Source organism: Rhodococcus sp. P3_B8 (assembly GCF_056402775.1).
The window spans coordinates 124,544-141,890 of sequence record NZ_JBFUGT010000002.1 but is presented as its reverse complement, the minus strand read 5'-3'; the positions used below and the strand labels follow the sequence as shown (position 1 = coordinate 141,890).

At 69.0% G+C, this 17,347-nt stretch carries 7 protein-coding genes and 1 pseudogene; 3 read left to right on the top strand and 5 right to left on the bottom strand.

The window, feature by feature from the left end; genetic code table 11:
• Positions 1-26 precede the first annotated feature (26 nt).
• Both pks13 and AC1D1G_RS01980 read left to right on the top strand, forming a co-directional pair.
• Positions 27-4,985, top strand: coding sequence for a polyketide synthase Pks13 (gene pks13 / locus AC1D1G_RS01985; protein ID WP_477950771.1), 4,959 nt, complete (start codon positions 27-29; stop codon positions 4,983-4,985).
• A complete protein-coding gene (locus AC1D1G_RS01980; protein WP_005565873.1) occupies positions 4,982-6,526 on the top strand; it encodes an acyl-CoA carboxylase subunit beta in 1,545 nt (514 codons plus the stop codon). Before pks13 ends, AC1D1G_RS01980 begins: the two co-directional genes overlap by 4 nt.
• Before the next feature lie 5 nt (positions 6,527-6,531).
• On the opposite strand, the pseudogene AC1D1G_RS01975 reads toward AC1D1G_RS01980, so the two are convergent.
• From AC1D1G_RS01975 to AC1D1G_RS01960, 4 genes and pseudogenes are all read right to left on the bottom strand, one after another.
• A pseudogene (locus AC1D1G_RS01975) lies at positions 6,532-7,507 on the bottom strand (hypothetical protein).
• Positions 7,508-7,726: 219 nt separating this feature from the next.
• Entirely contained in the window at positions 7,727-11,050 is a 3,324-nt protein-coding gene (locus tag AC1D1G_RS01970; protein ID WP_280781872.1) for an arabinosyltransferase domain-containing protein, read from the bottom strand.
• A 66-nt stretch (positions 11,051-11,116) separates the two neighbouring features.
• On the bottom strand, positions 11,117-14,353 hold the full coding sequence (locus tag AC1D1G_RS01965) for an arabinosyltransferase domain-containing protein (RefSeq protein WP_477950768.1): 3,237 nt from the start codon (positions 14,351-14,353) through the stop codon (positions 11,117-11,119).
• 59 nt (positions 14,354-14,412) lie between these two features.
• Positions 14,413-14,673 (bottom strand): helix-turn-helix domain-containing protein, encoded by a 261-nt coding sequence (locus AC1D1G_RS01960; protein ID WP_005572349.1) that lies wholly within the window; start codon positions 14,671-14,673, stop codon positions 14,413-14,415.
• A gap of 54 nt (positions 14,674-14,727) precedes the next feature.
• On the opposite strand from AC1D1G_RS01960, the gene map reads away from it, so the two are divergent.
• On the top strand, positions 14,728-15,492 hold the full coding sequence (gene map, locus AC1D1G_RS01955) for a type I methionyl aminopeptidase (protein WP_283332645.1): 765 nt from the start codon (positions 14,728-14,730) through the stop codon (positions 15,490-15,492).
• Positions 15,493-15,499: 7 nt separating this feature from the next.
• Here map and AC1D1G_RS01950 read toward each other — a convergent pair whose 3' ends face one another.
• Positions 15,500-17,290, bottom strand: a complete 1,791-nt coding sequence (locus AC1D1G_RS01950; RefSeq protein ID WP_280781869.1) for a glycosyltransferase family protein — start codon at positions 17,288-17,290, stop codon at positions 15,500-15,502.
• Between the last annotated feature and the right edge of the window lie 57 nt (positions 17,291-17,347).

Sequence of the window (17,347 nt, the reverse complement as noted above, 5' to 3'; positions counted from 1 at the left end):
ATGACCGGACCAGCAGCACAGGTGACATGACGGTCGCGCAGCTGCGCGAGTGGCTGCGTAACTGGATTGCCGACGCAACCGGGCAACCGGTCGGTCAGATCACCGACGACCGTCCGATGGAAGAGTTCGGTCTGTCGTCTCGCGACGCCGTCGCGCTCAGCGGCGAGATCGAGGAACTGGTCGGCGTCACGCTCACCGCGACCGTCGCCTACCAGCACCCCACCATCGCGTCGCTGGCCACCCGCATCATCGAGGGCGAACCCGAGCAGCTCGACGACTCCGCGGACGCCGCGTACTACGCGTCGGCGCCGACGTCGGATGCGCACGACATCGCGATCGTGGGCTTGGCCTCCCGTTTCCCCGGCGCGGGTAAGACTCCTGCCGAGATGTGGCAGATGCTCGCGGAGGGCCGCGATGGCATCTCCGACCTGCCCGAGGGTCGCTGGGAGGAGTTCACCTCCGACCCGCAGATCAAGGCGGCCGTCGAGAAGGCCAACACGCAGGGTGGCTACCTCGACGACGTGAAGACCTTCGATGCGGAGTTCTTCGCGATGTCCCCGCTGGAGGTCGCGAACGTCGACCCGCAGCAGCGCCTCGCGATGGAACTGACGTGGGAGGCACTCGAGCACGCTCGCATCCCGGCCAGCGACCTCAAGGGTGAGCAGGTCGGTGTGTTCATCGGCAGCTCGGCCAACGACTACCAGCTGCTCGCGGTCAGCGACCCCGTCCACGCGCACCCGTATGCGCTGACCGGTACGTCGACGTCGATCGTCGCCAACCGGGTTTCCTACTTCTACGACTTCCGCGGGCCGTCCATCGCCCTCGACACGGCGTGCTCGTCGTCGCTCGTCGCGGTGCACCAGGCGGTGCGCTCGCTGCGGTCCGGTGAGTCGGATCTCGCGCTCGCCGGCGGCGTGAACATGCTCGTGGCGCCGCCCGCCACGCTGGGCTTCGACCAGCTGGGTGTGATGGCCCCCAACGGCCGCATCAAGGCGTTCTCCTCCGACGCCGACGGCATGATTCGCGCCGAGGGCGGCGGTCTCGTGGTCCTGAAGCGTCTCGAGGACGCGGAGCGGGACGGCGACGAGATCCTCGCCGTCATCGCCGGCAGCGCGGTCAACCAGGACGGCCGCTCCAACGGTCTCGCGGCGCCGAATCCGGATGCGCAGGCCGACGTCCTGCGTCACGCCTACCGGGACGCGGGCATCAACCCGGCCGGCGTCGACTACATCGAGGCGCACGGCACCGGCACCATCCTCGGCGACCCCATCGAGGCGGATGCGCTCGGACGCGTCGTGGGGCGTGGACGCGCCGACGACCAGCCCGCGCTGCTCGGCTCTGCCAAGACCAACTTCGGTCACCTCGAGGCAGCCGCAGGCGCCGCAGGCCTGATCAAGGTCGTGCTGTCGATGCAGGAAGACACCCTGCCGCCGACGCTGAACTTCGCCGGACCCAACCCGTACATCGCGTTCGACAAGGCGCACCTGCAGGTCATTCCCGAGGGTGCGGCGTGGCCGCGCTACACGGGCACGGCCGTCGCCGGTGTGTCCGGCTTCGGGTTCGGTGGCACCAACGCGCACGTCGTCGTGCGTGAGTACACCGGGCCTGCCGCCGACGACGCGGCCGAGGTCACCGAGCCCGCTGTTCCCGCCGAGGAATCGGTGGCCGAGGCCGTCGAGCCGACGGTCGTTCTCGCGGTGTCGGGTGCGCTGCCGTCGCGTCGTCGCCGTGCCGCCGCGGATCTGGCCGACTGGCTGGAGACCGAAGAGGGCAGCACCACTCCGCTCGCCGACGTCGCGCGCTCTCTCGCCCGCCGCAACCACGGACGCTCGCGTGCCGTCGTCCTGGCGAAGACTCGCTCCGAGGCCGTCACCGGGCTCCGCGCCATCGCCGCCGGAAAGCCGGGGCAGGGTGTGTTCTCGGCGGATTCGCCGTCGTCGAAGGGCGCCGTCTGGGTCCTGTCGGGCTTCGGTTCGCAGCACCGCAAGATGGCCAAGCAGCTCTACCTGGAGAACCCGGTCTTCGCGGCCGCCATCGACGAGGTCGACGCGCTGATCGAGGACGAGGCCGGCTACTCCATGAAGGAGAAGTTCCTCGACGACGCGATCGACTACGACGTCGAGACCTCCCAGGTCGGCATCTTCACCATCCAGATCGGTCTGGCGGCCCTGCTGCGTCACCACGGCGCCGAGCCCGAGGCCGTGGTCGGACACTCGATGGGTGAGGCTGCTGCCGCGTACATCTCGGGTGGTCTGCCGCTCGAGGACGCGGTGCGGGTCATCTGCGCCCGGTCCCGCCTCATGGGTGAGGCCGAGGCCACGCTCGAGGGCGACGACATCCGCCTGATGGCGCTCGTCGAGTACAGCGCGTCCGAGATCGAGACCGTCCTCACCGACTTCCCGCACCTCGAGGTCTGCGTGTACGCGGCCCCGACGCACACCGTGATCGGTGGCCCCGAGCCTGAGGTCAACGCCATCGTCGCGCGCGCCGAGGGCGAGGAGAAGATGGCCCGCGTCCTCAAGACGAAGGGCGCCAGCCACACCTCCCAGGTCGATCCACTGCTGGGTGAGTTGGCCGCGGAACTGGCGGGCATCGAGCCGACCAAGCTGAAGCTGGGCGTGTACTCGTCGGTCGACCAGGACACGTACTACCGCGCCGGCCACGAGCCGATCCACCGCGAGGAGTACTGGACCAAGGGTCTGCGCCACAGCGTGTACTTCACCAACGCCGTCCGCCTCGCCGTGGGCAGCGGGCACACCACGTTCGTGGAGCTGGCGCCCAACCCGGTGGCCCTGATGTCCGTCGCCGCCACCGCGTTCGACGCCGGTCTGCACGACATGCAGCTCATCCAGACGCTCAAGCGCAAGGAGGACGAGCCGCTCGGTGTCCTCGCCGCGCTCGCGCAGCTGTACGTGCACGGGCACGCCGTCGACCTGTCGTCGCTGCTCCCCGAGGGCGACTTCGCGTCCGTTCCGCGCACCGCGTGGATCCGGAAGCCGTACTGGGTGGAGACCCGCATCGATTCCAGCGGCAACACCCGCGTCCCCGGTGCGCACGTGTCGCTGCCCGACGGCCGCCACGTGTGGGAGGTCCAGGCCGGCGCGGTCACCGACCTGCCCGCATTGGTCACCGCCGCCGCGTCGCAGGTGCTGTCGGACGTGACGCTCGCCGCGTCCGTTCTGCACGCCCACGCTCCGGCGGAGGGAACGCTCACCACCACGCTCAACCCGCATCCGGGTGGCGCGTCGCTGCAGGTGCACGCGAAGAGCGGCCCGAGTTTCACGCTGCTGTTCGATGCCGCCGTCACGTCCGGTGAGGCGCTTCCCGAACCCGTCGTCGCGCCGCCGGTGCAGTCGACCTCCCCGGTGGAGGAGCTGCCCGAGGTCGTCGAGGATATCGGCGAGAAGTGGGACCCCAACGGTTCGCAGACCCTCGAAGACCGTCTGGCGCTGATCGTCGCCGAGTCCATGGGCTACGCCCCGGAAGACCTGCCCGCCGAGATCCCGCTCATCGAGTTGGGCCTCGACTCGCTGATGGCCGTCCGCATCAAGAACCGCGTCGAGTACGAGTTCGACATCCCGCAGCTGCAGCTGCAGGCGGTCCGCGACGCGAATCTGATGGAGGTCGGCAAGTACCTGCGCTACGCGGTCGAGAACCGCGAAGAGGTGCAGGCGCTGGCGGACAAGCAGAAGGCCGAGAAGGAGGCGGAGGAGGCCGCGGAGGGCGCGGAGGCCGACCGTGACTCGGAGGCTTCCGGCTCCCCGCTCGACGCCGAGGACACGTCCGTGGAGGCCGAGGCCGAGGCGATCCTCGCCACTACCCCGGCGCCGGAGACGGCCGCGGCTCCCGAGACGGCCCCCGTGGACAGCAAGGAGGCGTTCGCCGACGCGACCGGTTCCGACGTTCCGCCGCGCGATGCCGCCGAGCGTCTGACGTTCGCCACGTGGGCCGTCGTCACCGGCGAGTCCGCCAAGGGCATCTTCAACACGCTGCCGATCCTGAACGACGAGACGGCCGAGAAGCTGGCGGCGCGGTTGTCGGAACGCGCGAACGGTGAAATCACGTTCGACGACGTCCTCGACTCCACCACCATCGAGGAACTGGCTAACGTGGTGCGTGGATTCCTCGAGGATTCCGGCAAGATCGACGGGCTGGTCCGCGCGCTGCGGCCTCGCCCGGAAGGATCCGACGCCGTCCCCGTGTTCGTGTTCCACCCGGCCGGTGGTTCGACCGTCGCGTACGAGCCGCTGCTGAAGCGTCTGCCCGAGGGCACGCCGATGTACGGGTTCGAGCGCACCGAGGGTCCGATCGAGGTCCGGGCGGCGGAGTACCTGCCGCTGATCCGCGAGATCCAGGGTGACGGACCGTACGTGCTGTACGGCTGGTCGCTGGGCGGTGTGCTGGCCTACGCGGTGGCGAAGCTGCTGCGTGAGTCGGGCGCCGACGTCCGGATCGTCGGCCTGATCGACACGGTCATGGCCGGTGAGAAGGTCGAGGACACCCCGGACGAGATCCGTAAGCGCTGGCAGCGGTACGCCGCGTTCGCGAAGAAGACGTACAACGTGGACTACCCGCTGCCGTACGACAAACTCGCCGCGGCAGAGAGCGACGAAGAGCAGATCAAGATCCTGACGGAACTGCTCAAGCTGAGTGGCACGAAGATTCCGGGCGGAATCATCGAGCACCAGCGCACGTCGTGGCTCGACAACCGGGCCATCCAGACCGCCGAGCTCGAGCAGTACGACGGCGACGTCGTCCTGTACATGGCCGACCGCTACCACGACGACGTGATGAACCTGGAGCCCGCGTTCAAGACCCGGAAGCCGGACGGCGGCTGGGGCGACGCGGTGAAGAACCTGGAGATCATCCACGTGGGCGGCGATCACATCCAGATCGTCGACGAGCCGTACATCGCGAAGGTCGGTGCCGACCTCACCAAGAAGCTGGCGGCGATCCAGGCCGCCGGAACCGGAGCGCATCAGTGACCACCACCACCGCAGAGAAGCTTGCCGAACTGCGCGAAAAGCTTGAAACGGCAAAGGAACCCGCGGGCGAACAGGCTATCGCCAAGCGCGCGAAGAAGGGCATCCCGAGCGCGCGCGAACGCATCGACATGCTGCTCGACCCGGGAAGTTTCATCGAGGTCGGCGGCCTGATGCGCCAGCCCGGTGATCCGGGTGCCCTGTACAGCGACGGCGTGGTCACCGGCCACGGAACCGTCGAGGGACGCCCGGTCGCGGTGTTCTCGCACGATCAGACCGTGTTCGGCGGTTCCGTCGGCGAGATGTTCGGCCGCAAGGTCGCCGCGATCATGGAGTTCGCCGCCAAGATCGGCTGCCCCTGCGTCGGCATCAACGACTCCGGTGGAGCGCGGGTGCAGGATGCGGTGACGTCGCTGGCCTGGTACGCGGAGCTCGGCCGTCGGCAGGAACCGCTGTCGGGTATGTGCCCGCAGATCTCGATGATCCTCGGCAAGTGCGCGGGCGGTGCGGTGTACGCGCCGATCAACACCGACGTCCTGGTGGCCACCGAGGAGTCGTACATGTTCGTCACCGGACCCGACGTGGTCCGGAAGATCACCGGCGAGGACGTCAGTCTCGAAGAACTCGGCGGCGCCCGGAACCAGGCCCAGTACGGCAACCTGCACCATGTGGCGGCCGACGAGAAGGCCGCGTTCGAGTGGGTGCGCAAGTACCTCAGCTTCCTGCCGTCGAGTTGCATGGAGAAGCCGCCGGTGGTCAACCCGGGTCTGGAACCGGAGATCACGGACTCCGACCGCGACCTCGACACGTTCATCCCGGACGCCGACAACGCCGGCTACGACATGCACGACATCCTGCTGCGGATATTCGACGACGGTGAGTTCCACGAGATCGGCGGGCAGGTGGCGCTGAACATCATCACCGGCTTCGCCCGCGTGGACGGGCGCACGGTCGGCGTGATCGCCAACCAGCCGCTGGTCGCGGCGGGCGCGCTGGACGCCCAGGCCTCGGACAAGGCCGCGCATTTCATCCGCATCTGCGACGCCTTCGACATCCCGCTGGTGTTCGCGGTCGACACGCCCGGGTTCCTTCCCGGCCTCGAACAGGAGCGGATCGGCGTCATCAAGCGTGGCGGCCGGTTCATCTTCGCGTTCGTGACGGCGACGGTCCCGAAGGTGACCGTCGTGATCCGCAAGGCGTACGGCGGCGCGTACGCCGTCATGGGCTCGAAGCAGCTGGGCGCCGACATCAACTTCGCGTGGCCGACCGCCCGCATCGCGGTGATGGGCGCGGAGGGTGCTGTCGACCTCATCGGGCGCAGGCAGATCGAGGCCGCGGGTGAGAACGCTCCCGCCGTCCGCAGGCAGCTGATCAACTTCTACAACGAGAACATCGCGACGCCGTACATCGCGGCGGAGCGTGGCTACATCGACGCCGTCATCGAGCCCGCCACCACCCGGCTCGAGATTCGCAAGGCGCTGACGATGCTGCGCGACAAGAAGGTGCAGCGCAACCCGCGCAAGCACGATCTGATGCCTCTGTAGGTGACTCATGCCGACCGCAGCTTCGGTTCGGTGTGGACGAACACCGGCGGCCGCGGGCGCGACGCCGCGAGCGTGTGCGCCGCGCGGAGGTCCGCGAGCACCGTCGCCGGGTCGGCCTGAATCTGCTTCGGCAGGTGCGTCACGACGATGATGCCCTCGCGCTGCATGCGCGCCCGCCGCCTCATCGTCGCCTCGTGGAGTTCGGGCGAGAAGTGGTACTTCAGCGAGTCGATCTCCCAGGCGACGGCGACATCGTCCAGCCAGCCGTCGGGACGGGCGATCCACAGCCCGGCAGCGGACAGGACGTCCACGTTGTGCCGCATCGGCGGAAGACCACTCGTCGCATACACCTTCTGCGCGTGGACCTCGGCGACGGAATGCGCGTCGTCGCTCAGTTCACGCAGGACCGCGCGGGGCAGGCGGCTTCCGCGGTCGCTGCCGTGCGCGAGTTCACGAACGAGTTCGTCGACGGTCACGTCGCCGCGCTGGATGCCGCCGGCGAGGAGCGCCCGGCAGCTGTCGGCCTGAAGCGTGCGACGTCCGGCGTCCAGGAGGCTGCGCGCCGGGGGAGCGAGGCGCAGGAGCCCCCGGTGGACCGGTGCGGGCATGCGCCACGTCCGCTCGACCTTCACGTACGCCCAGTCCCGACGGTGCCGGGTGGACGGGATGAGCAGCAGCACGTCGTTCCGGGCCGCCGACGACGTGTAGCCGAACGCGGCGAGCGCGGCGTGACCCGACAGCAGCGCGTCCAGACCGCCGTATTCGAGCGCCGCCAGATTGCGTTGCAGCGTCGTCGGCGGCCCGTTGTGCAGCAGGACTACGCCGGGGAGGATCCGCTGCCAGGGACCGCCGTCGGTGCAGCGTGCGGAGATGGTGCCCTTCGCGACCCCCCAGCCGTTCCAGGGTGGCCGCGCGGATCACACCGTCGCGGCTGACGGCGGCTATCGCAGAGAGATCTTCGGCCCAGGTTCCTCGTCGCATGGGTCCGAGCATGCCGCGGGCGAATCGGACCGTCGCCGGAAAGCGCACGTCGGAAATTGCCCTGTGGATGGACGGAAGGTTGTGGACAACTCCGCGGGCGGCGGAGCTGTCTCGCCGTTTCGGACCACCCGGCGGGGCGCCCGATGTGACATTCGTTCAGTCAGAGTGAACGAATGTCACATCGGGCGACGCAAGCAGAGCAGGCGCAGGCAGGCAGGTCTATGGGCTGCTGTACACCCGCAGGGTGCCCGGCTTCCACAGTCCGGAGCGGGTGGCGGTCTCGGTGTCGACCGTGGCCGCGGTGGCGTCCGGGTAATACCGGTCGAAGCGCTCGAGGGAGCCCCAGTCGCGGCCCCAGTCGTCCCGCATGTAGGTGGGGATGGCCGTGGCGCTGGCGAGCAGTTCGGTGAAGCCGAGGGGGCCACCGTTCTCCGGGGACTGCCAGGTGTCGGTCGAGCTGACGGCCAGCGGGCGGTCGGGGAGGATGCGGTAGTTCGGCATCTCCGCGACACCGTACTGGTGGTCGAACGGACGCTGGCACGGGAACTGCAGCCCGACGGCCCAGTCCAGCAGCACCGGCTGTGAGCTGCCGATCGTCGAGTTGAGGGTCTCGAGCTTCGGAACCCGCGGCGGGGTGAAGGCCAGCCACTGGTCGCCGGTGAGGTTGGGATCGTTGGCGACGATCCGGACGGAGTCGGCGTCGGGGGACAGTTCGCTGATCGGGACGCGCAGGTTGCGCCACGACGGTGCGGGACCGATGTCCTTGGGCAGGTAGGTGCCCTGGGCCTGCACGGTGCCGTCGGGCTGACGCTTGCCGTATTCGAGGAGCAGTGACTGACCGTAGGTGAGGGCGCCGGTCGAGTCGACCGACCAGATGCGGCCCGCGGCGGACATGACGATCAGCGGGGCGTCGTCGCTGCGCTCGGGGAGTGCGTACCAGCTGGACGACAGCGTCGCCGGTTCCTGCACGCCTTCCTGGTAGCTGCCCATGACGGGTGTGGTGCCGGGGTCGAGTCCGAACGGCAGCTTGGCGGTACTGCCGTTGACGCCGACGTTGCCGGTGCCGCCGCTGGTTCCGGCGCTCGATCCGGTCTCGAAGCTGGGCCCGACGCTCTGGTTGTCGGTGTTGCCCATGCCCTGCTTGACCTCGACGTAGTCGGCGGTCAGGTCGGACGGCACCCCGTTGGGGGAGAAGCCGACGGGATCGGCTCCGCCGAGCGGGTCGGCGGGGTTCGCCAGCGGCTGCGCGGGATCGTTGATGGGTGTGAGGTTTCCGCCGTTGGTGTCGCCTTCGACGAGGACGTCCTCGGCGAGTCCGCACGTCTGCCCGGTGAGGGAGTCGAAGTTCGAGCGTGCCAGCGAGTACGCCGGGTACTGGGAGACGGCGCCCTTGAGGAGCGAGAGGACCTCGAACAGCACCATGATGCCGGCGATGACGGTGAGCGGGGCGGCCGCGAATTTCCTGATCCGCCTGCCCTTCTCGGTGTTGGCGCGGGCGGGTGGCGCCGCGAATCCCTCACGCAGGTACTGCCAGGCGGCCAGCGCGACGGCCAGCGCGAACAGGACGAGGAAGAACGTGTTGGACTGGCGGCCGCCGATGGAGACGGTCTTGTCGAACCACGGCACCCCGTAACTCGAGACGTACCAGTAGCCGTTGATGCCCGCGAACGTCAGGGCCAGCATGAGGAGCAGGCCGGCGAGGAAGATCGTGCGGTTGCGGCGCGACCGCAGCGCGGACGCCGACACCGCGACGGCGGTGAGTGCGGCCAGGGAACCGGCGATGCCCGCGTACGCCCCGAAGTGGTGGGTCCACTTGGTGGGGTTGAACATCATGAAGAAGATCGTGCCGAACACGACACCGAGCAGACGCCACGACGGTCCGGTGGCGGCGCCGGGGATCCGCTTGCGGCGCAACAGGATGAACAGCGTCGTCAGCAGACACAGAATCATCGTCAGGAACGCGAAACGACGAGCCACGGAACCGTCGACGGTCGGGACGAAGAGGTAGTAGTAGCGCAGGAAATCCTTGTACCACTCGAGGTTCGGGCCGATCAGGGTGCGGACCCGGGTGGCCTCCATCACCGCGGCGACGGTCTGGTCGGCGAACACGACCACCAGGACGATCGTGCCCGCGGCCGCGATCGGAGCCAGCAGTGGCAGTGTCCCCACCTGGCGGTGGCGCTTGACGACGATCCGGACGAGCGGACGTGCGCCGGCGAGCAGGGCGGCCACACACATCAGTCCCGTCGGGGCGGCCGCGAGCGTGAACGCGCCGATCAGGACGGCGACAGCCGCGGGGAGGAGACGTCCGGTCGCGATGGAACGCTCGATGGAGCACCACGTGAGCAGGGCGCCGAGCGCCACGATGGGCTCGGGCCGCAGCCCGTTGTTGTAGGGCAGCCAGAACGCGAGGAAGACGAGTCCGCCGGTCCAGAGCGCGACCTTGTTGCGCCGGACGGACCGGCCGAGGCGCGGAGCGACCTCCCGGCTGATCACCATCCAGCACAGGATGCCGGCGATGAGGGCGGGCAGTCGCATGAACGGGCTGGCCGTCGAGATCTTCGCCATCGCGGCCAGGACGTCGTAGTACCAGCCGAACGGCGCCTCGGGGACACCGAACCAGCGGAAGTAGTTGGCCATGTAGCCGGCGTGGTCGGAGACCCGGGCCATGGTGAGCAGGTAGCCGTCGTCGGACGTGTTGGCGCCGATGAAGTGCCACAGAACCAGCGTGCCCACGACGATCGTGTCGAGTCCGGTGAACTTCCACCAGTGCGACGGCAGGAAGTTGCGGTGCCCGCGCCCGTCCGTGCCGTCGAGGCGGCCGAGGGCGACCAGGGCGACGGCCGTGGCGAGGAGGGCCACGATCATGGCGACGAGCTTGATCAGCGTGGGGCTCGACGAGAACCGGGAGTCGACGTTCATCGTGAACGACAGGCCTGCCGGCGCCGCCCCGTCACGGAGGTCGCTGAACACGCCCACCACCTGCGGGCGGAGGTCGCCGGTGAGGGAACCGGCGATCGGGTCACCGGTCGGAGTGGTCAGACCCACGAATTCGGCGGACGTCGCGTCGATGTTCGACGTGATGCGGATCTCGGTGCAGGCGCCCGACTGCACCTGTTCGCGCGGCGCCGTCGCGATGGTGACGTTGCGGTCGAGCACGTCGACGGACCTGTCCGATACCCGCACGAACATCGCATTCAGTGCCGCACCCTCGCCCTGTGCGGGGGCGGTGGCCAGCAGGATTCCGCCCTGCGGGGGGAGCCCGGCCACGGCGGAACACGGGATCGCCGCCGACAGGTCGACCGGGACCTGCGACATCAGCGGTGCCTCGAGGTCGCCGACGACGCCGTTCTCCGGCCAGTTCACCGCTGCGGTGGTCTGTTGCACCGGCATGAACGGGGTGGCCACTGCCAGCACGAACCCGATGAGTCCGGTGACGATGGCGATCAGACGAGCGGTCCGGTATTCACTCCGCCGGTCCTGGCGAGCAGGTGGCGAAGTGGATTCGGCGTCGGAGACGGAAGTTGTCAGAGCGTCGGGCACGGTTGTCGATGGTATGTCAGGAACCTGAGTAGGCATATTGCCGCCTACCAGAGGGTAGGGACACTTCTAGTAGTAACGCACCGGTCCGGCCGACCAGGTACCAGACCTGGTCACCTGTTCGGACTCGACCTGCGCGGGCGTCGCCGACTCGTCGAGCGGTGTGTACCGCTCGAGCGAGCCCCAGTCGCGGTCCCAGTCGTTCGACAGGTAGGTGGCCAGGGTGCTCGCCGACAACAGCTGGTCGGTCCAGCCCAGCGGGCCGCCGCCGAACTTGTCCTGCCAGGCATTGGTGGACTCGGCGCCGATGCGGTCGGGGAGAACACGCCACTGCGGGACCTCGGCGACGCCGTAGCGGTGGTCGAAGGGCCGCTGGCAGGGGAAAGCGAGCCCGACGGCCCAGTCGAGGAGCACGGGGTCGCTGGAGCCGACGACGGTCTGCAGGGTCTGCATCGTCGGCACCCGGGGCGGTGTGACCGCCAGCCACTGGCCGGGGTCGGTATCCGGGTCGTCCGCGACGAGCCGGACCGTGTTCGCCTCGGCGGGCAGCTGGTCGAGTGGCACGCGCAGGTTGCGCCACGACGGGGACGGCCCGATGTCGATCGGGTCGACGGTGCCGAGCGCGGTGACGGACCCGTCGGGGCCGGTGACCCCGTACTCGACCTTCAGACTCTGACCGGGGGTGACGACGCCGTCCGCGTCGACCGACCGGATGCGCCCGGCGGCCGAGAGGGTGAGGATCGGTGCGTCGTCGCTGCGGTCGGGCAGCCCGTACCAGCCGGTGGTGAGGGAGGCGGGTGTCTGATCCCCGCCCGGCTGGTAGCTGCCGAGAACCGGGGTCCGGGCGGGGTCGAGGCCGAACGGCAGCGTCACGGCGCTGCCGTTGACGCCGGCGGTGGCCTCGGTGCCGCCACCGGTGCCGGAGCTGGTGCCCGTCGTCGTCTCGTCGGTCTCGGTGTCGACGGTGTTCGCGCCGCCGGTGGCGATCTTCTCGGAGTCGGCGGTGAGGTCGTCGGCGATGCCGTTGGGGGTGAAGCCCTCCGCGGACGTCGTGCCGAACGCGCCTGCGCCGTTCGGGTCGGTGACCGGGGTGAGCGGCTGCAGCAGTGCGGCGGTGGGGTCGGTCTCGACGAGGACCTCGTCGGCGAGCGCGCACGAGTTGCCGGTCACCGACTCGATGTTGGCCTTCGCGATGGAGTACCCGGGGTACTGCGCGACAGCACCCTTCAGCAGCGACAGCACCTCGAACAGGACGACGGCACCGGCCGCGACGGTCAGCGGCGACGGCGCCAGCATCCGGGCACGTTTGCCGTTGGGTTTCTTGCCGCTCTCGTACGGTTCGCGGACGTGGTACCAGGCGGCGAGGAGCAGCGTCAGGACCGTGAGGCCCAGGAACAGCGTGGAGAAGCCCTTGCCCGCGATCATCGGCGGCTTGTCCCACCACGGGACGCCGTAGCTGGACACGTACCACCAGCCGTTGGAGCTGGTGAACGCGACGGCGAGGATGAACAGGACACCCGCGGCGAACAGGGTGCGGTTCCGTTTGGAGCGGATGCTCGCGGCTCCCACCCCGACCGCGGCGAGCACCGCGACGGAGCCGGCGAGACCCGCGTACACACCGAAGTGGTGGGTCCATTTGGTGGGCGTGAACATCATCAGCAGCAGCGACGCGAACACGATGCCGAGGATGCGGCGGGACGGTCCGATCGCGGTCCCGGGCACCTTCCCCTTGCGCAGGATCAGCATCACGCAGACCACGACGCACAGCAGCATCACGAACACGCCGAACCGGCGGGCCAGCGAGCCGTCCGGCGAGATCCCCATGAGCGAATCCCAGCGCAGCCGCTCGTCGAACCAGGCCACGTTGGGGCCGAGGGCGGTGCGGACCCGCGTCGACTCGAGCACCGTCGCCAATGTCTGATCCGCGAAGACGGCCACCATCACGACGGTTCCCGCGGCGAGGATCGGCAGGATCTGGGACGCGAATCCCACCCGGTGGCCGCGCGCGATGACGATCTGCAGGATCGGCCGCGCACCGGCGATCAGGGCGGCGATGCAGATCAGGCCCGACGGTCCGGCCGCGAGGGAGAACGCGGCGATGAGCACGGCGACGGCACCGGGGAGGAGTCGTCCGGTGGCGATGGCGCGCTCGATGGAACACCACGTGAGGAGGGCGCCGAGCGCGATGACCGGTTCGGGACGCAGCCCGTTGTCGTACGGCAACCAGAACGCCAGGAAGACCAGTCCGCCGGTCCAGAGGGCAGTTCTGTTGCGCCGCACGGCCACACCGAGGCGGGGAATGACCTCCCGGCTGATCACCATCCAGCAGAGCAGGGCGGCGAGGAGCGTCGGCAGTCGCATCCACATGCTCGCCGTGCTCACCTTCGCCAGCGCCGCGAGGAGTTCGTACGACCACCCGAACGGGGCCTCGGGGACACCGAACCAGCGGAAGTAGTTGGCCATGTAGCCGGAATGCTCCGACACCCGCGCCATGCCGAGGAGATAACCGTCGTCGGAGGTGTTGGCGCCGACCACGTGCCACAGCAGCAGCGTCCCGATCACCACGGCGTCGACACCGGTGAACTTCCACCAGTGCGCGGGCAGGAAGCGGCGCGCGCGGCGACCGTCGATGCCGTCCACACGGTGCAACGCGTACAGCGACGTCAGTGTTGCGAGGACGCACACGATCATCGCCAGCAGTTTGAGCAGGGTGGGGCTGGACGAGAATCGGGAGTCCGGGTGGACGTGCACGTTCAACCCTGACGGCGCCGCCCCCTGCAGGTCGGTGAACAGGCCGACCATCTGCGGGCGCTGGTCGCCCTCGACGGAACCGGCGAGGGGTTCGACGGTGCCCGTGATCTCCGCCGACGTCCGCTGGTGGTCGGACGTGACCGTGAGGGCGGTGCAGCCCTGGACATCCGCGGCGTCCGCCGAGATCAGGGAGATGCCGCGAATCGTGACGTCGACCGTGCCGCCGGAGCCGCCCTTCACCATGAGGCCGTTCTTCTCGAAGTCGGGCGCGCGATTCGGGAGGGTGGAGACGACGGTGCCGCCATCGGGTCCGAGTTGCGTGAACACCGAGCACGGCACGGTCACCTGCATGTCCAGCGGTGTGTACGAGACGAGTGGCGCCTCGACGCTGTTCACGGTGCCGTCCTGCGGCCAGTCGATCGACGCGGCGTCCTGCTTCACCGGGAGGAACGGGGTGGCCAGCGCGAGCACGAACCCGATCAGGCCGGTGACGATCGCGACGAGCCGGGAAGTGCGGATGGTCCGAAGGTCAGGCGGCGGGGGTTGGGACGGCACAGGACGATGTTAGGCGATGGTGGCTCCGCCACCCGTGAGTACTTGTTAACGCGCGGCGGTTAAGAAGTACTCACGGGACCGAAGGTCACGACCGCGGCGACGTCGTCGAGGGAGAGGTCCAGAACCCGGGCGACCGCGGCGATCGTGAAGAACGCGGGTGTGGCGATGCGTCCGGTCTCGATCTTGCGCAGGGTTTCGACGGAGATGCCCGCGTCGAGTGCGACCGTGACCATGCTCATGTCTCCCCGCGCGGATCGCAGCAGCTCACCCAGCCTCTGCCCGCGTTCGAGTTCCTCTGCTGTCAACGGCACACGCACCATGTGCCATATAGTAATACCGGTATAGAAATTGGATCCCGACGTGGAGGGTGAGCCGTGGTCGAGTTGAAGTCGGCGGCCGAGGTGCAGGCGATGCGCGCGGCGGGCCGGGTGGTGGCCGACGCCCTGGCCGCAGTGCGCGAGGCGGCCGCGATCGGGGTGACACTTCAGGGCCTCGATGCGGTGGCCGCGACGGTGATCCGCGACGCGGGGGCGGAGCCCGTGTTCCTGAACTATCACCCGAACTGGGCGCCCAGCCCGTTTCCCGGGGTTATTTGCGCGAGCGTGAACGATGCGGTGGTGCACGGCATTCCCGGCGAGTACCGACTCCGCGACGGTGACCTCGTCAGCATCGACTGCGGCGCCAGGCTCGCCGGCTGGTGCGGGGACGCCGCCGTGAGTTTCGTCGTGGGAACGGCCGACCCGGCCGACATCGCCCTCGTCGAGGCCACCGAAGCCGCTCTCGCGCACGGTATTGCGGCCGCCCGGCCGGGAAAACGGTTGGGAGACATCGGTGCCGCCATCGGACTGTTCGCGCGCGGCGCGGGGTACGGCATGCTCGCCGACCACGGCGGGCACGGCATCGGCAGGCAGATGCACGAAGATCCGCACGTGCCCAACGAGGGTCGCGTCGGGAAGGGGATGCTGTTGCGTCCCGGGATGGTGATCGCGATCGAACCCATGCTCATCGCCGACGGCACCGACGACTACCGGCACGAGGCCGACGGCTGGACGCTCCGCACGGCGACGGGCGCCCGTGCCGCGCACAGCGAGCACACCGTCGCCATCGGTGAGGACGGACCGGAAGTGTTGACGCGGTAGGACTTTCCTACGTCAGTGCTCGCACGTCCCACACCCACACGCCGTCGACCGGCTTCGCGGGTGCCCCGACGAGCTGCTGGACCGTCTCGCGCAGAACGCGATCGTTCTGGGTGTGCGGCAGGACCAGGACGTCGGCGTTCCAGAACTTCAGGTCCGCCAGTGCCTGGGCTTTCGTGGCCTCGTCGATGGCAGGCACCTGGCCGGACGACTGCGCGGACGCGAGCAGTAGGGCGGTGGGGCGGTCGTCGGGACCGTACTTACCCCTGTCCTCGCTGCCGGCCGGTCCGACGAAATACCCACCGGCGATGGGGAATGCGAGATCCTGCTCGGTCTGCCAGCGCAGCATCCGCGCGTTCTCCGGGGAGGGAAGCGGCACCGTGACGACGGAGCCGTCGGTGACGTACTCCCGCCACGTGCCGTCGGCGAAGAAACTCGGTGCGGTATCGCGTTGGACGACGGCGAGCGGCGTGGGCGCCAGCGGAAGCAGCGCCACCGCGAGCCAGCCGACCCACAGCAGGGTGGTGGTCCGCTGGCCCTCGCGCGCGGACGCCAGGGCGCGGTCGGTGCCCAGCGCGAGCAGCAGGGCGGCGGCGGGCAGGCAGCCCATCGCGAAGCGCGATTCGAGTACGGATTCGAGAAGCGGCAGGTGTGAGATCAGCTTCCACGGCAGGGGAATTCCGGTGTCCCAGCCACCGATCGTCAGCGAAGTTCCGAGCGACAGGACGCCCATCACTGCGACGGTCGCGGCCGCGGCGCGAGCCAGCGGCATGCGCCACAGCCACAGAGCCGACAGGCCGAGGAGGATCAGCAGGGGCCAGCCGAAATACGCGTTCTCCTCGGTGGCGTTCATGCTGAACTCGGCGGACCCGGGCTCGCCTGCCAGCGAGGACGTCGGAAAGCTGGTGAACGCTTCGGTGTCGTTGCCGACGGGGCCGTGTTCGATCGCCCGGTAGCTGTCGGGCCCGAAGAACTGCCACCACAGGGGCACGGCGGCGATGGCCAGCGCGACGCCGCCGGCAATCGCGAAACCCTTGATGCTGCGAGTGACCGCCGCGAATGCCGCGCGCGGACGCGACGCCGCGAAGGCGGCACCGAAAACCGCGAACGCCAGCGCGTAGATAAGCAGAGGTTCTTCGCCGAGGAAGATCTGATAGGCGATCAGCAAGCCGAGGACGATGCCGTCGCGCACCGGGCGCGCACCGCTGCCCAGCCTGATCACGGCCAGCGCGATGAAGGGCAACAGGAACAGGGCGACGAAGTTGGGGTGCCCGTTGGTGTGCGAGATCAGGGCGGGGGCGAAACCGCACAGACCACCGCCGACGGCGGCCGCGAGTCGCGACGACACGACATGCCGCGAAAACACCCAATACCAGGCAATTGCCGTGCCCGACAGGCCAAGTGTGAGCGCGAGAGTGAAGGTGACGTTCGGTCCGAACAACAGCGTGACCGGCGCCAGCGGAATGCTGATGCCGAACATCGCCGTGTTGCCCATGAGATTGACGCCCAGCGGGTAGTTCTGCAGGTCGCTGGAGAGCGGATTGTCCAGATGGACCAGTGAGCGTGCGGCGACCGCGAAGAACCACTCCCACATCGTCTGGTCCTGGCCGCTGCGCACCAGATAGCCGGTCCCGAGGTGTTTCCACTGGCGGGCCAACACGAATGCCGCGAGGCCGACGTAGAAGACGACCGCCGCGACATCGGCCGGGTGTGGCCGGAGACGGGAGCGGAGAGGGCGAGCAGTGGTGCTGGTGCTCTCTGCCTGCCGAGTGGTCTCGACCTGGGTGAGTATCTCAGTCACGCAGCTGCGCCTCCGGTTCTCGGGTCGATGTCAATCGACCGAGGGTACCGGAGGTCG

What these genes read in the sequence shown, in the direction of transcription:
- pks13 (WP_477950771.1), top strand. Translation starts at nt 27, where the DNA reads ATGACGGTCGCGCAGCTGCGCGAGTGGCTGCGTAACTGGATTGCCGAC.
- AC1D1G_RS01960 (WP_005572349.1), bottom strand. Translation starts at nt 14,673, where the DNA reads ATGGTGCGTGTGCCGTTGACAGCAGAGGAACTCGAACGCGGGCAGAGG.